The 23,874-nt window shown below is 28.6% G+C and carries 19 protein-coding genes; 2 read left to right on the forward strand and 17 right to left on the reverse strand.

Features of this window, described 5'->3' with window-relative positions; translation table 11 throughout:
- Positions 1-11 precede the first annotated feature (11 nt).
- From OW763_RS03570 to cdaA, 10 genes are all read right to left on the reverse strand, one after another.
- Positions 12-944 (reverse strand): ABC transporter ATP-binding protein, encoded by a 933-nt coding sequence (locus tag OW763_RS03570; RefSeq protein WP_268039684.1) that lies wholly within the window; start codon positions 942-944, stop codon positions 12-14.
- Positions 945-1,188: 244 nt separating this feature from the next.
- A complete protein-coding gene (locus tag OW763_RS03575) occupies positions 1,189-2,253 on the reverse strand; it encodes a methyltransferase domain-containing protein (protein ID WP_268039685.1) in 1,065 nt (354 codons plus the stop codon).
- A 221-nt stretch (positions 2,254-2,474) separates the two neighbouring features.
- Entirely contained in the window at positions 2,475-4,301 is a 1,827-nt protein-coding gene (glmS, locus tag OW763_RS03580) for a glutamine--fructose-6-phosphate transaminase (isomerizing) (RefSeq protein ID WP_268039686.1), read from the reverse strand.
- 655 nt (positions 4,302-4,956) lie between these two features.
- A complete protein-coding gene (locus OW763_RS03585; protein ID WP_268039687.1) occupies positions 4,957-6,114 on the reverse strand; it encodes a M20 family metallopeptidase in 1,158 nt (385 codons plus the stop codon).
- 44 nt (positions 6,115-6,158) lie between these two features.
- Positions 6,159-7,343, reverse strand: a complete 1,185-nt coding sequence (locus OW763_RS03590) for a hypothetical protein (protein WP_268039688.1) — start codon at positions 7,341-7,343, stop codon at positions 6,159-6,161.
- 429 nt (positions 7,344-7,772) lie between these two features.
- Positions 7,773-9,122 (reverse strand): phosphoglucosamine mutase, encoded by a 1,350-nt coding sequence (gene glmM, locus OW763_RS03595; protein WP_268039689.1) that lies wholly within the window; start codon positions 9,120-9,122, stop codon positions 7,773-7,775.
- A 157-nt stretch (positions 9,123-9,279) separates the two neighbouring features.
- A complete protein-coding gene (locus OW763_RS03600) occupies positions 9,280-10,455 on the reverse strand; it encodes a dicarboxylate/amino acid:cation symporter (protein ID WP_268039690.1) in 1,176 nt (391 codons plus the stop codon).
- A gap of 363 nt (positions 10,456-10,818) precedes the next feature.
- Complete coding sequence (locus OW763_RS03605) at positions 10,819-12,417, reverse strand: NAD(P)/FAD-dependent oxidoreductase (protein WP_268039691.1); 1,599 nt, start codon at positions 12,415-12,417, stop codon at positions 10,819-10,821.
- Between the two features lie 52 nt (positions 12,418-12,469).
- Positions 12,470-13,774 (reverse strand): CdaR family protein, encoded by a 1,305-nt coding sequence (locus tag OW763_RS03610; RefSeq protein ID WP_268039692.1) that lies wholly within the window; start codon positions 13,772-13,774, stop codon positions 12,470-12,472.
- On the reverse strand, positions 13,747-14,592 hold the full coding sequence (gene cdaA, locus OW763_RS03615) for a diadenylate cyclase CdaA (protein ID WP_268039693.1): 846 nt from the start codon (positions 14,590-14,592) through the stop codon (positions 13,747-13,749). The genes OW763_RS03610 and cdaA overlap by 28 nt, the downstream gene beginning before the upstream one ends.
- A gap of 195 nt (positions 14,593-14,787) precedes the next feature.
- On the opposite strand from cdaA, the gene OW763_RS03620 reads away from it, so the two are divergent.
- Both OW763_RS03620 and OW763_RS03625 read left to right on the forward strand, forming a co-directional pair.
- A complete protein-coding gene (locus OW763_RS03620) occupies positions 14,788-15,792 on the forward strand; it encodes a hypothetical protein (RefSeq protein ID WP_268039694.1) in 1,005 nt (334 codons plus the stop codon).
- 87 nt (positions 15,793-15,879) lie between these two features.
- Positions 15,880-16,410: a cell wall hydrolase gene (locus OW763_RS03625; protein ID WP_268039695.1), complete on the forward strand. Its 531-nt coding sequence runs from the start codon at positions 15,880-15,882 to the stop codon at positions 16,408-16,410.
- Positions 16,411-16,577: 167 nt separating this feature from the next.
- Here OW763_RS03625 and OW763_RS03630 read toward each other — a convergent pair whose 3' ends face one another.
- The 7 genes from OW763_RS03630 to ptsP all read right to left on the reverse strand — a co-directional run bounded on the left by OW763_RS03630 (position 16,578) and on the right by ptsP (position 23,788).
- Entirely contained in the window at positions 16,578-17,435 is an 858-nt protein-coding gene (locus tag OW763_RS03630) for an NAD(P)/FAD-dependent oxidoreductase (RefSeq protein ID WP_268039696.1), read from the reverse strand.
- Between the two features lie 84 nt (positions 17,436-17,519).
- Positions 17,520-17,837 carry a thioredoxin gene (gene trxA / locus OW763_RS03635; RefSeq protein ID WP_268039697.1) on the reverse strand — a complete coding sequence of 106 codons (318 nt, stop codon included), beginning with the start codon at positions 17,835-17,837 and terminating at the stop codon, positions 17,520-17,522.
- A gap of 196 nt (positions 17,838-18,033) precedes the next feature.
- On the reverse strand, positions 18,034-19,356 hold the full coding sequence (locus OW763_RS03640; RefSeq protein WP_268039698.1) for a tetratricopeptide repeat protein: 1,323 nt from the start codon (positions 19,354-19,356) through the stop codon (positions 18,034-18,036).
- 16 nt (positions 19,357-19,372) lie between these two features.
- Positions 19,373-20,095, reverse strand: a complete 723-nt coding sequence (locus OW763_RS03645; RefSeq protein ID WP_268039699.1) for a DUF4652 domain-containing protein — start codon at positions 20,093-20,095, stop codon at positions 19,373-19,375.
- Between the two features lie 26 nt (positions 20,096-20,121).
- Positions 20,122-21,387: a DUF4652 domain-containing protein gene (locus tag OW763_RS03650; RefSeq protein WP_268039700.1), complete on the reverse strand. Its 1,266-nt coding sequence runs from the start codon at positions 21,385-21,387 to the stop codon at positions 20,122-20,124.
- Positions 21,377-21,946 (reverse strand): RNA polymerase sigma factor, encoded by a 570-nt coding sequence (locus OW763_RS03655; RefSeq protein ID WP_268039701.1) that lies wholly within the window; start codon positions 21,944-21,946, stop codon positions 21,377-21,379. Before OW763_RS03655 ends, OW763_RS03650 begins: the two co-directional genes overlap by 11 nt.
- Positions 21,947-22,168: 222 nt before the next feature.
- Complete coding sequence (gene ptsP / locus OW763_RS03660) at positions 22,169-23,788, reverse strand: phosphoenolpyruvate--protein phosphotransferase (RefSeq protein WP_268039702.1); 1,620 nt, start codon at positions 23,786-23,788, stop codon at positions 22,169-22,171.
- Positions 23,789-23,874 lie beyond the last annotated feature (86 nt).

Here is a 23,874-nt window from a genome sequence, read left to right on the forward strand (position 1 = left end):
AGTTCTCCCTCCTAGTCTCGTAATTTTCTACCTGTAAGTGTTAAAAACACACCTTCTAAAGTTGGTTTATCTACGTTTATTTTATTTATATCCGAACCACTATTTACAATACCATCTATTATCTTTCCCAAATTCTTACTATCCTTTTTTGAAACTATTTCTATACAATTTTCATTTATAACACATTCTTTTACCCCTTGTATCTTTTTTATAGTATCTACTATAGTGTAGTTAATACTGGAAAGTTCCATGGTTACTTTATCTTCTGTGGAAATAAGTGCTTTTAACTCATCCTTTGTACCCCTTGCAATTACTTTTCCTTTATCCATTATTACTATAATATTACATATTTTTTCTATTTCCTCCATATAATGTGATGTATATATTACTGTAGAACCAAGTTCATTTAGTTTCTTTACAGTGTTTAATATATGATTCCTTGATTGCGGATCTATTCCAACTGTAGGTTCATCCATAATTATTAATTTAGGTTTATGCACTATGGCACAAGCAATGTTAAGCCTTCTCTTCATTCCTCCAGAATATTGTTTTGGATAATCTTTTCTTCTATCCCACAGTCCTGTAAACTCCAAAGCTTCTTTTACACTATTCTTTAATTTTTCACCTTTAAGATCATACAACCTACCAAAAAAAGTAATATTTTCATAGGCACTTAAATCTTCAAACAAAGCAACATCTTGTGGAACAACTCCTATTTGAGACTTTATTTCCATTTCATTTGCCCATAAATCTTTACCAAAAACTTTTATTTCACCTGAATCTATTTTTGAAAGTCCTATTATAGTATTTATAGTTGTAGTTTTCCCTGCTCCATTAGGACCTAACAGTCCAAATATTTGACCTTGTTTTATAGATAAACTTACATTATCCACCGCTAAAAACTCTTTATATCTTTTTATTAAATTTTTCACTTCAAGTATCATTACACATTGCCTTCCTTCTATAATTTAATCCTTTGATAATATAATACTAAAATTACCATTTTCTCGGTAGTGATAAAAATCACAAATATAATATGACAAATATCATATTATACCTAGTAAAAAATAAGGGAATGGTTTGTAACGTTTTAATTAATCAAAACGTTACAAACCATTCCTCTTATACAAAACAAAATACAAATGAACAATTTTTAGCCTAAAAATACATAAGGTTTAGTATACTTTATTATTTTTTATTATCAATACTTATTACAAAATTTAGTTTATCAATTTTATTTTTAACTAACCTCTTGTTATACTTATTAAACTCTGTTTCTAATTTCTCTATATCCGAGTAGTATTCATCTCTTATCTCTTCAATTTGTTCATTTGTAAATTCATTTATTAAATTTTCTTTTTTTACATCATTTTCAAACATCAAGTCTCCAATAACAATCCTCCCATCATCTTTTAACACTCTTACCATTTCTTTAATAGCAAGATTTTTCTCCATATCATTTAAATGATGAAAAGCATATGTAGAAACAATAACATCGAATTGATTATTATTAAAAGGTATTTTTAAAAATTCTCCTAATCTTACTTTTAAATTAGGGAATTTTTGTTTTGCCACATTCAGCATTTCTCTTGATTGATCTATACCTATAATATTGTATCCCTTATTTAAATATTTCTCCGAAAGATTCCCTGTTCCTACCCCTATATCAAGAACCTTAATTCTATTTATATCTTTATCGATATTTTTAACTGATTTTTCATATACTGTTTGTAATATTTTATCGTAATTTTTATATATTTTTAGACTTCCTATATTTTTTCTAATTGATATATCATAAGTTTTAGCCCAATCATTAAAATTCCATCTATCTTTCCAGTTATCTTTAATACATCTTACTTGATGAATTTTTTTTACAGATTCTATTATTTTATCTATATATTCTTTATCATCAGATTCATACATTTCATCCATTAATTCTTCAATAGAATCTTTCAATAGTCTTACTCTATCCATTTCATTATTCAGTATTTCCCATTGCTTATAAAAATGTTCTAATACATTATCCTTATAGTTTTTATTTAAAATATGTTCTATATCTTCTATTGAAAAACCTAATACCCTATACATAAGTATAGTTTGTATTCTAACTAAATGCTCCTTGGTATAATATCGATAGTTATTTGTGTTATCTCTATAAGCCTTTACTAACCCTTTCTTCTCATAAAATCTTAATTTATTTGTAGTTATATTAAAAACCTGAGCTACTTCATTAATTGAATATTTTTTATTCATATATAATTTCCTCCCTAAAGTATTATCTGTTTTAAGTATAAACTTTAGTCTAAGGCTAAGGTCAATATATTATTTTAAATAAAAAAGAAGCTGCAGATTTATATCCACAACTCCTCTTATATATATTGTTCTATCACAACAAATTTAATTTAACTGGAACTTTGTATTAACAAGGTTCCACTCATCATTACAGCTAATTGTTAACTTTTAGCTGTATTTCCTTATTCAACCGTTACAGATTTTGCCAAATTTCTTGGCTTGTCTACGTCACAGCCTTTTTTAATTGATACATAATAAGATAGTAATTGTAATGGTATTACTGAAAGTACTGGTGCTAAAATTGGCATAACTCTTGGAATATATATAACTTCATCTACTGTTTTTTCTATATAATCATGTTCTTCCATTGCTATACCAAAAACATATGCACCTCTTGTTTTAACTTCCTTAACATTACTTACCATCTTTTCAAACAAATCTTCTTGAGTAGCTAATGCAATTACTACTGTACCATCCTCTATTAAAGCAATTGGTCCATGTTTAAGTTCTCCACCTGCATAAGATTCTGAGTGGATATAAGATATTTCCTTAAGCTTTAACGACCCTTCCATTGCTACTGCATAATCAAGACCTCTTCCAAGGAAGAACATATCTTTTTCTTCATAAATTTTATCTGCAAGCTTTTTAATTATTTCTTTATTATTTAATACTTCTGCTGCTCTTTCTGAAAGATTTAATAATCCATCCTTAATCTTCTTTATTTCACTTTCTCTTACTGACTGTTTCATTTCAGCTAAGTATAAAGCAATTATATACATTGCTATAAGCTGAGTTACATAAGCTTTTGTTGAAGCAACAGCTATTTCTGGACCAGCCCAAGTATATAATACATCATCAGCTTCTCTTGATACTGAGCTTCCAACAACATTTGTTACGGCTATAACTCTTGCATTTTCTTTCTTAGCAAGTCTTAATGCAGCAAGAGTATCTGCTGTTTCTCCTGATTGACTTATAACAATCATTAAAGTTTTTTCAGTAATTAATGGATCTCTATATCTAAATTCTGATGCAATATCAACTTCAACAGGTACTTTAGCAAGTTTTTCTATAACAGACTTTCCTATTACTCCCGCATGATACGCTGTTCCACATGCAACTATATAAATTCTATCTACATCTTGTAATTGTTCTTTAGTAAGTGTTATGCTATCTAATTTTATCTTTTCACCTTTAACAATCCTTGAAGTTAAAGTATCTTTTATTGCTTTTGGTTGCTCATGAATCTCTTTAAGCATAAAGTGATCATATCCACCTTTTTCAGCAGCATCTGCATCCCATGTTACATGGAATATTTCTTTATCTATAACATTTTTATTTTCATCTACTAAAGTTACACCCTCACCACTCATGACTACATATTCATTATCATCAAGTAAATATACATCCCTTGTATAATTTAAAACTGCTGGAATATCTGACGCTATAAAGCTTTCATTTTCTCCAACTCCTACTATAAGAGGGCTGTCCTTTCTAACTGCAACAATTTTATCTGGTTCATTCTTTAAAAGAACACCTATAGCATAACTACCTTCCATTTTCTTAGTAGCCTTTATTACTGCATCTAATAAATCACCTTTATAGTAGTAATCTACAAGATGAGGTATAACTTCTGTATCTGTATCAGAAACAAATTTATATCCTTCTGATGTTAACCAATCTCTTAAAACAATATAATTTTCAATTATACCATTATGAACAACAGCTATTGTTCCACTCTCATTTGTATGAGGATGTGAATTTTTATTTGATGGTTCACCGTGAGTTGCCCATCTTGTGTGACCTATACCTATTGAACCAGTAAATTCATTTTTCTTAAGCTTTTCTTGCAAATTAGCAAGTCTTCCTTTGCATTTTTCAACTTTTATTTTTCCATCCTCTATTACAGCTATTCCTGCTGAATCATATCCTCTATATTCTAACTTCGATAATCCTTCTAACAAAACTGGTGATGCCTTTCTTGGTCCTAAATATCCAACTATTCCACACATATTCTTTTCTCCCTCTTAATTTTATTTTTGATATAACGTAAATTTAAGGGAAGCTTGTATCTTTATTTAGTGCCTGATTGAACTTGTACTGAAAATCACTTCTCAGTTTTATCAATCGCTAACGGTAGCACAATCCCGTGAGGCATCCGCCGAATCTTCGATAAACCCCATCCTCGTCAACTTAAGCAGATATCCAAAATCTTTGATTTTGTGATAGTCGCTTACTCAAGCGTTAGCTTGAGTTTCCTTTATCCTTCTCAAATCTTTGATTTGGCTAGTGGAACTTACTCAGTCCCTAGACTGAGTTTACTTTATTTATTCACTTAAGTTCTGGCGCTTAATTCAATTTAACCTTATACAATTAACTTAATTGTATTAATAAAATATTGATTTTCTTCTCCTCCTTTTCTTTAACTTATCCTTATCTGTCCCGCTCGATTGTCATTCATTTTCTATACAAGCTTCTTATACATTATATTTTACATTATATTATACGTCAATAAGTTACAAACCGTTTCAATTTTTACCCAATAAATTTTAAATTACAAATACAAATATAACAACTATGAAAAAACACTTATAAAAAAAACAAGGAAATAGAATTACACCTTACATAAATGCAATCCTATTTCCTTAATTAATTTTATCTAAAAAATTATTTATTTAAAAAATCCTGTGCATACTGTACATAAAGTGATGAACCAATTTCAAGTGCTTCTTCATCAACAGTGTAATGAGGGTGATGCTGTGGATAGCACGCATTTTTATTTTGATTTTTTACCCCAACTAATGCTAGTACACCAGGTACTTCATTTAGGTATTCTGCGAAATCTTCTCCACCCATAATTTTTTCAATAACTACAGATTTTGCACCAATTTTCTCCAAAGAACCTTCTGCTAATTTTGAATATTCCTGATTATTAATCACTACAGGAGTTGCAAAAAAATATTCAAGTTCAGCTTCTGCTCTAAAACTAGAAGCCGTATCTTTAGCTAATCTTTCTATCATTTCAGGAAACGCATCTCTTATTTCAGGATTAAAAGATCTTGTAGTACCAGTTAAAACGCCTTCACTAGCAATAACATTAAATCTTGTACCTGAATTAATAGATCCAACACTCACAACAGCGGGTTGTAATGGATTCAATTCCCTACTAACAATAGTTTGCAAATTCATAACTATAGCTGAAGAAGCCACAGCTGTATCTATTCCTTGATGAGGCGCTGAACCATGACCGCCTTTACCTTTTATCTTAATAGTAAATAAATCCGCTGAAGCCATTAATGGTCCTGGTTGGACACATACAGAGCCACATTCTATATCGCTCCATACATGCATACCAAATATCCCATCCACGCCTTCAAGAGCCCCAGCTTCTATCATCATTTTAGCCCCTTTGGCAACCTCTTCTGCTGGCTGAAATAATAATCTTACTGTACCATTAAGTTCCTTTTTAATATCATTTAAAACCATAGCTGCCCCTAAAAGCATAGATATATGACAGTCATGTCCGCAAGCATGCATAAATCCTTCATTTTTTGATTTGAATTCACAATCATTTAATTCAGTAACGGATAATGCATCTATATCAGCTCTTAAAGCTACAGTTTTCCCAGGATTTCCACCTTTAATTTCAGCAATAATTCCTGTACCAGCAATACTTTTATATTCTATGCCCAGTTTATCTAATTCTTCTTTAATCATTTTAATTGTATTATACTCATTCAAACTGGCTTCAGGATACTGATGAAATTTTCTTCTTAAATCTATAATACTTTGTTTGTAATTTTTAGTCATTTCTCTTATTGTCATATATATCGCCCCCTAAATATTTTAAAAATTAAATTATATATAAATTATAATAATTTTACAAAGAAACCAGCTATAACTACTGATGCTATTGTAACAGAGGTAAAACCTGCTACTAGCATTTTTGGAAGCATATCTTCAACTACATATTCTTTTTCTTCTTTTGTCTTACATACAGAGTTGATTGCTTCATGAGTTAAAATATAATCTGCTGGAAATCCATATAGTGCAGTAAGTGTACAAGCAAATGCCATTTCCTTTGAAAAACCTAATGCTTTTCCTAGTATTAAAGACACAATATACATACCAATTACACCTAGAATAATTATTCCAAATAATGGAATAGATATTTCCTTTAACATAGCTGGTGTAGCTTTGGAAAGATTAGTAAATATAAATGCCATAAGTATAGTTATAAGAAACCCAAAAGCATTAGCTTTATTTAATGCTTGTTCTTCTAAGAATCCTAGTTCACAAGCAATAACACCAAAAATTAAACAAACTACAAAAGCATTAATATGGATAACAGGCGCAAATCTTGAAGCAAGCCAAGCTATAATACCTAATTTTAATAATATAACATATGGAGTTTGAAATTCTTTTGGTAATGGTGGAATAAGTTTTTTGCGAGGTGCAGATGCTTCACATACAACCTCAGCTTTAGGTAAATTTATTTTTTCTCCACCGCCTCTATAAATATCACGTACACGTTTAGCTTCTTTTTTAAGACAAAAAGCTGAAATTGGATATCCAACAAATCCTTGCATTATATACATACAAGTAGCAAGTACAGCAATAGAGGGTAATCCTTTATCTGATGCAGCCTTAGCCATTAATATTGATGCTACAACACCACCAGTAAGTGGAGGAGTACCAGCTACTACAGTTGACCAGCCAAATAATGCTTTACCAACAGTTAACGTCATAACACATATACCTATAATACCAGTAAGTGACATTAGTACTGTTCTCCATTGAGCTAATAATTCTTTTAAACTCATTAATGTTCCTAGATGTACTAACAATAAATATATAGAAACATATACGATTGGTTTTGCAAATGAACCTTGTTCAACTATATTTTTGGGTAGAAAAGTCCAAAATCCTATTAAAAATAATACTGCAGATACAAAAACAGAAGGAATAAAAGCCTTTGTTTTCATGGAAACAATTTCTCCAGCAGTAAGAATAATTAAGATGATAGTGAATGCCCCGATTACACTATAAGTCATGATAAGTTGCCCCCTTTATTTGATTTTTTCTAATTTTTATAAATTGTACTAGCTTAAATGCATTGTGTCAACAGGGTGTGAATGTACATAAATTTCCTTAAATATAACAATATATATATTTTACCAAAATACATGAAATATCTTATTCTAAAGAATTTTAATTTGAATATTAAAATTCTTTAGAATGAATATTCAAAACTAAGATAACATTTACATAAAACAATTTGAAAAAATATTATATTTTATGGACATATTAAATGAAAAAATTATGTTCAAAAAAAATATATTCTTTAACTATATATAGATTTTGGTCAAAAAATAAAAGAAAAGAATAAAAAATTTCAAAAAAAAATATTACTAATCATGTATTATATATAAAAAATAGGTAGCAATATATAATTGCTACCTATTTTTTTCTCAATTTTTAATTTATTTGTTTGCCTTTTCTTCAATTAATTTAGCAAGAGAATGTGCTAATTCATCAAGTTCTTTTTGGTTTTCCCCTTCAAGCATAACTCTTACTAAAGGTTCTGTTCCTGATGGTCTTATTAATACTCTTCCAGAACCATCTAATTTTTCTTCAATTTTCTTTATTTCTTCTACTATTTGGCTATCTTTTATATATATATCCTTCATATTATTAGGAATCTTTGCATTTGCTAAAACCTGTGGAAGCTTGGTCATCATTGAAGCAAGTTCTGATAATTTTTTTCCACTTTGTTTTACTATTGATGCAATTTGAAGACCAGTTACAAGCCCATCTCCAGTTGTATTATAATCTAAGAATATTATGTGTCCTGACTGTTCTCCACCTAATTTATAACCATCTTTAACCATTTCTTCAAGAACATATCTATCTCCAACTTTAGTCTTTATTGTAGATATTCCTTCTTTCTTTAAAGCAATGTTAAGTCCTAAGTTACTCATTACAGTTAAAACAATCATATTATCTTTTAATTTTCCTTGCTCTTTTAAATGTTTTCCGCAAATACCCATTATAAAATCACCATCTATAAGATTTCCTTTCTCATCTACGGCAAGACATCTATCTGCATCTCCATCAAAAGCAAGTCCAAAATCACAGTTCTTTTTTATAACATAATCCATTAATTCTTCTGGATGAGTTGAACCACAATTTTTATTTATGTTTAATCCGTCTGGATCATTGTTTATTACAACAACTTCAGCACCTAATTCTCTAAAAGTTTCTAAACCAACTTTATATGATGCTCCATTTGCACAATCAAGTGCTACCTTTATACCTTTTAAGTCTCCATCTATAGTAGCTTTTGCAAACTCAATATAATCTTCTAAAGCACATTTTTCTTGTATTTTTCTCCCTAAATTAGTGCCTGTTGGGGCTGGTACTCCTTCTAAATTATTTTCTATTACACTTTGTATCTTATCTTCAAATTCATCTCTTAATTTATAACCATTTTTATTAAAAAACTTTATTCCATTATATTCTACTGGATTATGAGAAGCTGATATTACAACTCCTGCATCTGCTTTATATTTTCTTGTAAGATATGCTACAGCTGGTGTTGGGATGACCCCTACACAAATTGCTTCTGCTCCAACTGATAATATACCTGAAACAAGTGCTGCTTCAAGCATATCCCCTGATATTCTTGTATCCATTCCAACTAATATTTTAGGTTTGTGTGTTCCCTGAGTTAATACAAAAGCTCCTGCTCGTCCTAATTTATATGCAAGTTCAGCCGTTAATTCCGTATTAGCGATTCCTCTAACTCCATCTGTTCCAAATAATCTACCCATATTGTTACCTCTCTTTATAAATTTCTACACACCTTTTTTAATTATATTACATATTCTCTATTATAACAATATGAGTATTATTTCCACTTTGTGAAAATTAGAACCTCAATATAGCTATTGTATATTGAGGTTCTATTATCATTATAAAATTTTTTATTTATTTAGGATTTCCATTCTGGTCATAGAACATTCCTCTAAGCATTAAAGCTAAAGCTCCATCACCTGTAACATTACATGCTGTTCCAAAACTGTCTTGAAGTGCGAATATTGCAATCAATAATCCTACTCCTGATGCATCAAATCCTAAAACTCCTGTAACAATTGCTAAAGATGCCATAACTGTTCCCCCTGGAACACCTGGTGCTCCTATAGCAAATATACCAAATAAAAGTATAAATAATATAACTGTACCTACTGAAGGTAATGTACCATAAAGCATTTTTGATATTGTAAAACAGAAAAATGTTTCTGTTAAAACAGATCCACAAAGATGAGTAGTTGCTCCAAGTGGAATAGCAAAATCAACAACCTCTGGTATTAATACCTTTGATTTATGAGCACATTTTAATGCAACAGGTAATGTTGCAGCACTTGACATTGTTCCTACTGCTGTCAAATATGCTGGCAAATAATGTTTTGCTACTTCTAAAGGATTCTTCTTTGAAACTACCCCCGCAATTGTATATAATAATGTAAGCCATATAAAATGTCCTATAAGTACTATAATTATAACTTTTAAGAATACAGGTAGCTGTTTTGTTAAGCTCCCAGTATAAGCTAATTCACTAAATGTAGCTGCTATAAAAACAGGTAAAATAGGGACTATTATTCTAGTAACTATAGCAAGTACCATCTTTTGTATTTCATTTAAAAGCTTATCTACCATTTCTGCCTTCGTCCATATTACTGATACTCCTGTAAATATAGCTAAAACCAATGCAGTCATAACAGGCATAATTGGATCGATTTTTAATTGAAAAACTACTTCTGGCAACTTTTGAAGTTCTGCTGCCTGACTAGCAATATTAAAATGAGGTATTATAATATAACCAGCAATAGCTGACATAGTTGCTGCACCTACTGCTGATAAATAGCACATAAGTGCCATAGTTCCAAGCATCTTACTTGCATTGTTTTTGAGACTTGTTATTGCTGGTGTTATAAATCCAAATATTACTAATGGAACAGAAAAGAATACTAAAGAACCTAAAATCTCTTTGATTGTTAGTATAACCATCATAGCTTTTTCACTAACAACAAGACCTAATATTACACCTATCGTTATACCGATAATCATTTTAGTTATTAATCCTATATCATGTTTCTTTTTCATTTTTACACTTCCTTTTAATATTTATGATTATTTTAAATATTAATTAGTACAAATCTTATGTTCATATAACTTTTAATAATTTCGAAAATTGAAGTAACCGTTTTCTTCATTTGTTCAGATTAAAATTAAAACATTTGCTACATGCAATTTAAACCTATGCTATAATATTCACCTCCTTTTTTTATTTACTTTAATCATTATATAAATATTAAGTGTCCCCTATAATATTCTCGAACATATGGTAAAAAAAATCAAGTAATAATTTCCCATATGAAATTTAAAAATTAAAAAGCACCTATAAACTAGATACTTTTTTTTATGTATCCAATCTATAGGTACCATTTCATATCTCGCTACTGTTTTTTATTTTGGTGCATATTTTTTCATTATGTTTTCAGCAGATTTCAAACCATCTACTGCTGCTGACATAATTCCACCTGCAAAACCGGCTCCTTCTCCTGATGGGTATAATCCTTTAACAGAAATACTTTGCAACTCATCATTTCTCTCTATTCTAACTGGTGCAGAAGTCCTGGTTTCTATACCTGTCATTACAGCATCATTAGAAGCAAAACCTTTTATTTTTTTATCAAACACTACTAATCCTTCTTTTAAAGTATCGATAACTGAATGTGGAAGGCATTTTCTTAAATCTTTAAACTCATAACCTGGTCTATACGTAGATTTAATACTTCCAAGATTAGTTGAAACTTTATCCTTTAAAAAATCACCAACAAGCTGAATAGGTGCACTATAATTTCCACCTCCTAATTCATAAGCAAGACTTTCGTAGTATCTCTGAAATTCCATACCTTTAAGTGGTGTATCTCCTGCAAAATCTTTTTCTCCAACAGTTACTACAAGTGCAGCATTAGCATTTTCTTTATCTCTGTTGTAATAGCTCATTCCATTTGTAACAAGTCTACCTTCTTCTGATGCAGCTGCAACAACTTCTCCTCCTGGACACATGCAAAAACTATATATTCCCCTATTAGTTTTTTTACTTGTATATGTAAGTTTATAATCTGCTGCTTTAAGCCTTGGATGTTCTGCAAACTTACCATATTGGTTTTCATTTATCATTATTTGTGAATGTTCTATTCTAACTCCAATAGCAAAAGGCTTAGGAGTCATAAATATACCTCTATTGTACAGCATTTCATAGGTATCTCTTGAACTATGTCCAAGTGCTAATATTAGAGCTTCACATGGAATCTCTTCATCGTTTACAACAATACCTACAAGTTTATTATCTTTTATCTTAATATCTTGAAGTTTACTGTTAAATCTTACTTCACCGCCAAGTTCTATAATATTTTCTCTAATATTTTTAACAACTTTTTTTAAAACATCTGTTCCTATATGTGGTTTCCCTTGATACAAAATTTCCTCATGTGCTCCACCTTTGACAAATTCCTCAAGTACGAAATCACACCTTGAATCCTTAATTCTTGTGGTAAGCTTTCCATCTGAAAAAGTCCCTGCTCCTCCTTCTCCAAATTGAACATTAGATTCTAAATTTAGCTTTCCTGTTTTCCAAAACTCTTCTACAGTTTTTGTTCTTTCTTCAACTTTTTCTCCTCTTTCAATCACTATTGGTCTATATCCTTTTTGCGCTAGCACAAGTCCTGCAAACATACCAGCTGGACCCATTCCTACAACCACAGGTCTATGTTGCATTTTTTTATTTCCAAATTGAAACTCAGAATTATATTTAACTTCTTCAATTTTTACATCTTTACTATTAGCCTTTGTAACAATTCTTGATTCGTTATCACATTTTATTTCAACACTATACATAAATCGTATATTATTCTTTCTTCTTGCATCTATAGATTCTCTAATGATATTAAACTTTTTAATGTTATTTTCACTAATTCTTAATTTTTTTGATGCTTTCTTTTTTAAACTATTTATGTCTTCATCAATACCTAATGATAAATTGTTTATTCTAATCGCCATTATTTGCCTCCACAGTCTTACGTATTATAATTAAATAATTTTGTCATATATTTTAATTATTAACAGGTTTACTATTTACATCTTGTTCTTGTTTTAACTCGGTATTAGGTTGTTTTTCTTTTTCTTTATCTTTTTTGCTTATCTGCTTCTTAGTTATTTTTACCTTAACAAAATTAATGTTTTGAGATATTTTAGTAACTCCTGACGGCAATACAACACTTATAGGGATAGTATATTCCCCCTCATCTAAAGAATCTAACTCCACAAAACATTTTATATCATCACTAATTAAACTATCTATTAAAGTTTTACCACCTGAAACCACTAATGACAGACTTTCTTTATTAAACTCAACATCAAATATTTCATTCAAATTTTGATATTCAATATCCAATGATATGTTTTTTTGTATTACTTTATCCAAAATAATTTGAGTATCTATAGTACCTTCACCAGATATAATCTTTATACCTTCTGGAATAATTACCTTCAATTTTATATTTGTTTTTTCTGATTTTATACTACTTAAATCTATAAACGCTGTATCTAACTTATCAATTTTCACCAAACCCTTTGGATCTCCTGTTATAACTACCTTATTTTTTACTGGATTTATAGATTTTAAAATAAATTCCTTTGTTAATTCTCCCTCAGTTCTAATATTTATTCCCACTTCTTTTGTCTTTTGAACAGGCACAACAACATTTACAATTTTAGGTTCAATTTTTATTTCATTTACTTCTCTTCTAGCTTTATCTATAGCTTTTACTGGAACTGAAAGTTCCAAATTCTTATCTGAATTATTCATATCAACTTCTGCTAAAACTTTATCTATAGAATTAATACTTTGTTCAGCTCCACTAATAATCACTGTTGTTGGATTTACAATTGGAGTAGCTTTATAAAATCCATCTTTAGAACTACCTTTAACTTCTACATCTACGGAAACCACTTTCTGAACAAAGTTATCTACTTTAACAGATATCCACATTGTATCATCATTTATTATATTTATATTTTTATTAGGCCTTTTCATTATACTTATAGGAATTTTATTTTCTCCTTTTTTTAATGCATATACACTCATATCTGCTACTATCTTAAACTGTTCAGAACTTACAGCATAGACATCAGTAGCTTTACCAGTTATTTTTAAACTAGTAGCAAATTTTTGTCCTGGAGAAAGTACAAATCCTGATTGTATCAATAAATCTTCATTTACAAATTCAACAGGAATATTTGATATTCTACGAGTTTTATTCATATTTATATCATTGGAAGTGTATAGCCACATAATAAAAGCAGCAATAACACAGCCTATTTTGATCATTAATTGTTGTCTGCTTTTTTGAACCATGACTTCACCTTCTCTTTATACGTAGTATTTCTGTTCTTTCTATATTTAATAATACGCATTAAAATATCCTTTAATTTATCTTTAGTGTAATACCTTGTTAAATTTCCATTTACAGCCAAAGAAATAACACCTGTTTCCTCAGATACTATTATGGTCAGTGCATCTGATATTTCTGAAATTCCTATTGCTGCTCTATGTCTTGTTCCTAACTGCTTATTAATTGTTGTATTACTAGTAAGCGGTAAAAAACATCCTGCTGCTGCAATTCTATCATCTCTTATAACTACTGCACCATCATGTAAAGGCGTATTAACAACAAAAATATTTTCCAATAAAGCTGTAGAAACAATTGCATCTAATTTATTCCCAGTTCCTATTATGTCTCCAACTCCTGTGCTTTGCTCTATTATAATAAGTGCTCCGGTTCTAGTCTCAGATAAATTTTCCACAGCATTTGCAATTTCTGTTATTATTTCATTCATTTTTTCTTCGTCTTCTAAAAAGTGTTTATCTTTAAAAGCACTTCTGCCTATATGCTCAAGTGCCTTACGCACTTCAGGTTGAAAAATGATTATAATAGAAAGCACTCCTATAGTAATAGTCTTATTTATTATCCAATTTAATGTATCTAAATGTAATAGACTACTTATAGGAATAATCAAAATTATCAAAAGTATGCCTTTTAATAACTGTTCTGCTCTTGTTTCATTTATTAACATATAAACTTTATAAAAAATATATGAAACTACTATAATATCTAATATAGCATATATATTGATATTCTTAATAGTATCTAATACTATATTTATTGCCTCCACCAATTTCACCTCTCATTATTATTATCTACCTATAATTATACACTATTGTTACTATATTAATAATATAAAATAGCTTAATTAACAAAATTTTTAATACAATTAAAAAATATTATTTTTTATGATATACTAGAATAATATTCTTACCCTGATAATATAAGAATATAGATATAACTATCTCATAAAGGAGTGAGTTGTTTGAAAAAATTAAATACTAAAGCTTTAACCAAACTATCACTTATTGTTGCCGTTACTCTTATTGGAATAGGTGTTTTTTACGGTACTTACTATTTTTTCATAAGTAAATCATACACTTCATATGAAAAGACAATAAAAGCTGAAATAACTAACATAAATAAAATAAATGGAAGTGCCTATTTGTTTACTAAAGGTCAGACTATTGATGATAAAAAAATAATATCTGATACTTCATCACTTACATCATCATTAAATACTTCAAAAGAAAAACTTGAAAAATTAACTGTTCCAGATAAATATAATGATGATAATAAAAATTTATTACTTGGTTTAAAAAATAACATATCTATGTATAAGCAAATAGCCATTATTTGCAAAAATGTTGAGAGTTTAAAATTAGACGAATCTTTAATAGACTTACAGAAATATAGAGATGATTGTATGAATTACTACTCCCTCGTTTCTATTAGAGATATAAAAATGACTTTACCTAACGAATGTCTTGATTTTATAAATAACACTACATACTTTACTCAAAAACAAATTAGAACAAATATAAATACAGAAATAAGTGCCAGTCAAAATAGAGATTTTTTAAATTCTTTTGATAATCTGTTAGATAAATTTAATTCTATAAATAAAAATTTTTTATTGGATATAAAAAATGCTAGAAAAAATATTGATGGTTTAGATGCTGTACTAAATTCACTTGATACTTATGAGGATAATTTAGATAACATAAAGAACACTCTTTCAAGCTTAACTATACCAAATGACGCTACTCCCTTATATAAAGCTTTTACTGTAGTACTAAATGATTATGATGAATACATACAAACTTTAAAATATTCAGTGAAAACTGAAAAATTAACCTCTATTAATGGAGTAACCGATGAAAAATCATTAGAAAAATTATATGAAACACCAAACGAAAAATTTAAAACTTTAAATAGCGATTATAAAAATTTAATGAAAATATATAGCGAATTTGAAAATAATGTTTAATTTTTTTGAATTATATTCTTTTAATAGGGTACAATATCAATAGCCCACATTAAAGCTCCTAAATTTTTAAAGGAGAGGATATAAAAAATGAAGAAAATCTTTGTTAGCATAATCACTCTATTTGCATTAGTATTTTCATATTTTTATCATGCTGATGCTAGAATCATATGTGATGCTGAAACAAAGAATTTATACAAAGAAGAAACTCAAATTGTAAGTGTTTTTAACACTAAAGGTCAGAATGTATACCTAACAGATTCAGATATACATTTAATGGCTCAAATTGTATATGCTGAAAGCCGTGCCGAACCTTACGAAGGAAAAGTAGCTGTAGCTTCTGTCATATTAAACAGATTACGTAATCAAAAATTTCCTAATAATATTGAAGATGTTATTAAACAAAAATCAGCTTTTTCCTGTGTGAAAAATGGTGAAATTAATGTAATACCTGATAAAGTTTCGTACCACGCTGTAACAGATGCTTTAAAAGGTAATGATCCAACATTAAATGCAATTTTCTTTTATAATCCCAAAATCGCCACATGTAAATGGATGAAAAACATAACTAAATCAAATATTAAACGAATTGGAAACCACGTATTTTTCTCGGTAAAATAACATATTATAATATAAGATTTTAATCTGCACAAGATATTAATTTTAATATCTTGTGCAATATCAAAAATGTCACGTGCTAGCAAACTCACGTGACATTTTTTGATTAATAATTTATATATTTTTAACTTTCTTATTTAAAATTCACCGTACTGAGTAAACTAAAAATCTTATATTTCACTTAAGTATTCAACAGCACTTAATGCAGCTACTTGCCCTTCTCCTGCTGCTTTCATATATTGATATGGCTTTCCTGTGCAATCTCCAGCTGCAAAACATCCTTTTATATTAGTTACCATATTTTTATTAACTTTTATATGTTCATCTTCCATTTCTAACCCTGGTACTAACTGTCCAGGCGGTATACTGTCTTTTAATATGAAAACTCCATCAGTGTCTATAGAATCATTTTCCATTATTACTTTTTTAACTTTTTCATCACCTTTTATCTCAATTGGTTTATCATTTATAACCTGTATTTTATCATTTAAGTCATATTCACCTTTATACATTGGAATATAATGTAGTTCGGCTGCTAATTCACTGACGTAATTAGCTTCCTCTTCAGCTTCCTTATTGTATCCAATTATAGTTACACTCTTTCCTTTATATAGTGGCGCATCACAAGTTGCACAATATCCTACACCTCGACCTAAAAATCCCTCTTCTCCTTTTAGCTGTTTGCCATATTCCATACCTACAGCTAAAATTATAGTTTTAGCTTCATATTGTTTTTGATTTGCCATTAAAGCAAAATATTCTCCCATGGCGTATATAGAATCTATTCTCTCTTCCGTTATTTGAATACCCATATTTTTTATATGTTCTTCAAAATGGTTTTTTAATTCTGTACCTTTTATATCATAAAACCCTAAATAATTATTTATTTTAGGAGCTTTTATCAGCTTTCCACTAAAATCCTTATTACCAAAGATAATTATGTTTTTATTTCTGATTTTAGCATTTATAGCAGCTTCAAGCGCCGCTGGTCCACTTCCAACGATTGCTATATCATATCTCTGTGTCATATTTTTCCCTCCTATAATTTTAAAAAACATATAATTCTATAATAATAAGACCGACAATACAGCTAGGTACTATCGGTCTTATTATTATAGATGTTTTGAAATTATATTTTGCATATCCTGTTTTGGCCTAAATCCTACCATAGTATCTACTATTTGGCCACCTTTGAATACAATAACACATGGTATACTTGATATTCTATATTTTTGCGCAATATCATTATTTTCATCTACATTAATTTTAAAAAAGTTAGCTTTATCTCCTATTTCTTGTGATAATTCATCTATTACAGGTCCTAACATTCTACATGGTCCACACCATGGAGCCCAAAAATCAACAACAGTTGTAGTATCAGCATCTATTACTTCTTGCTTAAAATTTAAACCAACTAATTCTTTTACCATAATACCCCTCCCAAAACCAACTTTCGTTATACCCTTATGGGGTATACCTTGTATCATTAATATACACCTTCATTAAATATAAGTCAAGTATAAAATTAATAATATTTTGTATTTTCACTTTTCCGTTATTATTATGTCCAAAATAAATATAAGCATACGACCAGCAAAACTTATCTTGCATACCGTATACTTATGTCTATTCATTTATTATTGATTTAATAACAGAATTACTATATTGAGAATATGGATAATTATCTAAAAGTTTTTTTGAATATTTTTTTGCCTCATTTATATTTATATCCTTATTTATCATAGCAATTCTATAAAGCACTTCATCTTCATAGTTACCAGCAGGAAATTTATTATCATATTGAATAAAATATTCTAGAGAACTCTTAACATCATTTTTAGCTTGATAGCAAACACCTAGCATATAAGTAATATGTTGATATAAATAACTTTCATCTGCAAACTGATACGCTTTTAATAAATCATGTATGGATTTGTCATAATCTTTGTTATTTAATAAATATTCGCTACCTCTAGTATAAAAGTGTTTAACTCCCTCTGTATTTAATAAATTCACTCCTTGTTCAATAATAGACCTTTCATTTATTCCTACTTCTTTATCTTTCCATTTAGAAACATATTGGTAAAGCTTCTCATAATCTTTTTGATCTAAGCTCTTCTTTATAGCATCAAGCGGAAATTTTTCTTTATTTTTATTATTTGCTTTAACATCTATTTTATTATTTGCTTCATCATAAACTATATCTTTATTTTGCATATTTTTATTTTTTATGTTTTTATCTTGGGATTCTTTATTTTCATTTTCACCTTTATGATTATTTACTAAAACATTTTTTTGCACAATATTTTCTTTATTTAATTTTATTTTTTCAACTCCAAATTTACTTACTGAAAAACATATTAATAAAACACATACTACACTTATTACCTTTTGTGTAGTTGCAAAAGAATTACTTTCAAAATTTTTTCTATCTGTTCCATATTTAATTAGTTCTCTCTTGTTTTCAATTGCTATTTCATTTTTTGAATCTAGTTTTAGAACATTATTTATATATTTTATTGCATTATCATATTGTCCAAGTTTTATATAGCAAGCTGCTATAGCATTATCTACATTTATACAGTTATAATCACTTTCTTTACATTCCTTAAGAATACCTAATGCATTTTTTATATCCATATCCTTAATTAATACTATAGCTGACATATATGAAGATAATCTTTTCTCATCATCTTTCAATCCTTGCAGATATTCATTAGAAACTTGATCTCCATTAACTTGATAATTTAATTTCCACAAAGCTTTAGCTGATTCTAAATCCCCTTTTAAATAATATAATAACCCCTTAAGATTTATAGACGCTTTATTATTTATATTTAGAGATATACTTTCTTCACATAAATTTATAGCTTTATCAATGTATCCATTTTGGTATTTACTAAGAGCTTTTAAATATAACTTTCCTGATCTATCCATTTTTTCACTCACATGTCTCCTCAAAATATTATTTTAAATTGATAACCTTATTTTCTGTATGAGTACTTATATATTCTTCATCATCATAAACTAAAACTTCAAGTTCCAATTTATCTTTGTCTTTTTTAGCTGATATTACTTCTTTTTTGGAACTTTTAGTATCATATAAACATAAAGCTTCTCCAGTTTTAACATTTATCTTATATAAATCTCCTCCTAAAGAAACCGTTCCATATCCTAAACCCACTATAGATACAATATTTTCATCATCAAGCCATATTAAAGATTTAGGAGTATTTTGTTGAGCTTCATCCATAACTTGAATAGACCACTTTTCTCCATTTTTTATATTTTTTACATATATCTTTCCTATACCTTCTTCTACAGCATCTGGTCCTTTTCCTTCTATACAAGCACTTAATTTTTTATTTAATGAATCCTGCCACTCAGTTGCAAACTCTGGTTTACTTGTTTTATCAAGCTGATGTTTTACAAACTTAATATTCGTTTGTTGTTCTTGTTTTTTACCTAAATCTTCTTTTACTTCATTATCTCCTTTATTATTTTCTTCATCTTTTTTACTTTGATTTTCCTTATTATTATCATCAGTATTAGATTCATTTTTATTGGTAGCTACTTTATTGTTTTCTTTAACAATCTTTTTATCTGAACATCCAATAAAACTAGTAGTTACTGCAATCAATAAAATACTTAGCATATAGCACCATATTTTTTTATAATTAGATTTCATACCATTCCTCCCGTATTTATTTATTTTTATTTCTCAGACACATCATCATTTATATTATATATTATATCATTTTCTATGGTAGTTTCATTAGAATTATCATCATGTATCTCTATTTTAATTTCTAAATCATTTTTATTAATGTTGTTAAGCTCTATAATGCGGCTCTTATCATTTTCTAATTTATAAAGTTTCTCAGCTTTTCCTGTATTAGCATTTAATATATAAAGTTCTTCTCCACTTTCTTTATCTTCATATTGATTTACAATCACAAATAGTTTCTCATCATCATTCCATTTTATATATTTAGGAATAAACTTTTTATTATCAGTTTTTAATTCTAAAACCCATTTGCTGCTGTCTTCTAAATTTTTAACGTAAACTTGATTAAACTTATCTTCAACATTTTTATTTATATCCTGCTTAATAATGTATGCACTTAATTTTTTATTAGGAGAATTTTTTTCATTATCTAAATAACTTGTTTGATCCGAATAAACCATACTTCTGCTATCTGCTTTTTCATCTAATAATCTCTTATTAAATTGAACTTCAACATCTACACTTTGACATGCTGCTAACATTGGAGGTTTAGCGTCATTATTATTTGATTTTTCATAATTATCCCTATTATCAGCATCTCCATTACCACTACTTATAGTGTTTTCTCTATGAATTTCTTGTTGCTTTGGATTACTAACTTCCTGTTGTTCTGGATTATCAATTTTTTTTGGTGTATCCGTTATATTATTAGCAATTTGTTCTTTACAAGCTACTTTTGGAATTGGTGACTTTTTTAATTCACTCTTTGGTATACTGTTTTGAATTTGATTTTCCTCGGCATTACGCATCTGTATTTGAATGTTTCTACTTTGATTTTTAATATCTTCCATCTTTTTCTCTTTAATAGCTTTATCTTGGCTTTTCATCGTAATTAAGTTTTCACTTTTATTCCTTATTACAGGATTAATAATCATAATAAAGGCTATAGCAGCAGCTATCGGTGCACCAATTTTCAAATACCCTGCAAAATGTTTTTTCTTAGTTATTGGTGTGTTTTTTTTATATTTTTTAGTATCAATCTTCTGAATAATTTTATCTTTTTGACTTTCAAATACAACATCATCAGTATTTAATACTTCTTCTATAGATTGCTCTATAAATATCTCCTCATTATACAGTTCTCTACATTGTCTACATGACATCATATGTTCCTTCATTGCATTTTTTAAATCCACTGATACATCATCCAATATATAATTTTGTAAATTCTCTGTGAATACCTTACAATCCATATCCACACCCCTTTTCTTCAATACCCATATATTTTTTCAATCCTTCTTTTACTTTGTAATATCGTCTTTTAACAGAAGATTCGCTAATTTCTAATATTTTAGCTATATCTTTAAATGTTACTTTTTGCATATACCTTAACATAATTATCTGTTTATCTATATCCTTTAGTCCATTTATGTACTTTTCTATTACTTTTTTTGTTTCTTTAAATTCAAGCTTTTGCTCTGGCAAAGGTTCTTTTGACGTAATTACTACTACATCTTCTATATTAGATTCCTTTATTTTTTTATATTTACGTATGTAATCTATGGTTTTGTTTTTTGCAATTCTTAAAATCCAATTTGAAAATTTGTATTTACTATCAAAAGTATCAAGCTTATTATATACAGTTATAAATACTTCTTGAGATATATCCTCTGATATTTGCTTGTCCTTTATCATATTATAAATAAATTTCATAATAAGTATCTCATACTTGTTTACTAGTTCTTCAAAGCTTTCAATATTTCCCTGAAGAACTTCTTCTACCAATTTTAAGTCTTCTTTGTTTGTTAACAAGTGACTCACTCCTTACACCTGTCTATTATTACATACGATAATTATATCCTAAAAGTCACAAAAAACAAAAAGAAGAAAAAGCATATATTGATAAAACTTATTTTAATACGTTTTATCTAATATATACTTTTTCTATATCTTTAGCTAAAAGGATGTAATTTATAATTATTTAACATAATTACCATAATTATTTTAGATATAAAATCTAAAGTTTAAATATTTTTAGTTATTCATTATTACTTGCTTAGCTTTTAATATTGATGTAGCACTCATTGAGAATTCATCTAAACCATACTCAACAAGTGTTGGTATCATTGATTCATCTCCAGCTACTTCTCCACACATTCCACACCATTTGCCTTCCTTATGTGCAGCATCTATTGTCATCTTTATAAGTCTTAATACTGCTGGGTGGTTTGGTTTATATAGATATGAAATCTTTTCATTCATTCTATCTGCTGCAAGTGTATATTGAATTAAATCATTAGTTCCTATACTAAAGAAGTCAACATATTTTGCAAGTTCATCAGCACAAATTGCTGCTGCAGGTATTTCAACCATCATTCCAACTTCTAAATCTGCATTAAATGCTTTTCCTTCTCCTCTTAATTCATCCATACATTCATTAAGTATTTCCTTAGACGCTAAGAACTCTTCAAGTGAAGAAATCATTGGGAACATTATTTTAATGTTTCCATAAGCTGATGCTCTTAATAATGCTCTTAATTGAATTTTAAATATATCTTTTCTATCAAGACATAATCTTATTGCTCTATATCCTAAAAATGGATTCATTTCTTCAGGTAATGGAAGATATGGAAGTTTCTTATCTCCTCCTATATCAAGTGTTCTTATAACTATAGGTTTTCCTTCTGATTTTTCTCCAACATACTTATATGCTTCAAATTGTTCTTCTTCTGTTGGCATATCATCTCTATCCATGTATAAGAACTCAGTTCTAAATAATCCTACACCATCCCCACCATTTTCAAGTACTTGGTGTATGTCTTTTGCTTTTCCTATGTTTCCAGCAACTTCTACACGTTTTCCTGCTTTTGTCACTGTTTTAACATTTATAAGCTTCTTTAATTCTTCTTTTTCTTTTTCATAAGCAACTTTCTTTTCTTCATATTGTGCTATTGTAGCTTCATCTGGGTTTACTATTGCTAATCCTTCTTCTCCATCTAAAACAATGTTGTCTCCATCTTTAACACATTTAGTAATATCGTTTAATCCAACAACCGCTGGAATTTCTAAAGTTCTTGCCATAATAGCACTATGGGAAGTTCTTCCACCTATATTTGTTAAGAAACCAATAACTTTGCTTTTATCAAGTTGTGCTGTATCTGATGGTGTTAAATCATGTGCTACAACTATAGTATTTTTATCTAGATCTTCAAATCCAAGCCCAGCTTTTCCTGCAAGATTAGCAAGAATTCTATTACCAACGTCCTTAACATCTGCAGCTCTTTCTTTCATATATTCGTCTTCCATAGCTGCAAATATACCCATATACATATCTATAATATCACTTAATGCTTTTTCAGCATTTACCATGTTTGATTCTATATTCATTTCAACTGCTCCAGTAAATTCTGGATCATCTAAAAGCATCATATGACTTTCAAACACAGCTGCTTTTGCTGCTCCAAGTTCTACTTCTGCTTTTTCTTTTATCTTAGTTAATTGTTCTCTTGAAATTTCTAATGCTTTTTTTAATCTAGCTTTTTCTGATTCTAAATCAGTTATTTTAGTTTCAACTATTATAATTTCTGCATCCTCTTTAATAACAACACGTCCAATAGCATATCCTTTTGATGCAGCAATACCTCTTTTTTTCATTTTATTCCTCCTCTGTATGATTCCATATAACTCAATCATATATCTGTATCACAATAATATTATTAGCAATATTATTAGCAATAATC

It is taken from the genome of Clostridium aestuarii (assembly GCF_026735135.1).
In the GTDB taxonomy this organism is placed as follows: Bacteria; Bacillota; Clostridia; order Clostridiales; family Clostridiaceae; genus Clostridium_H; species Clostridium_H aestuarii.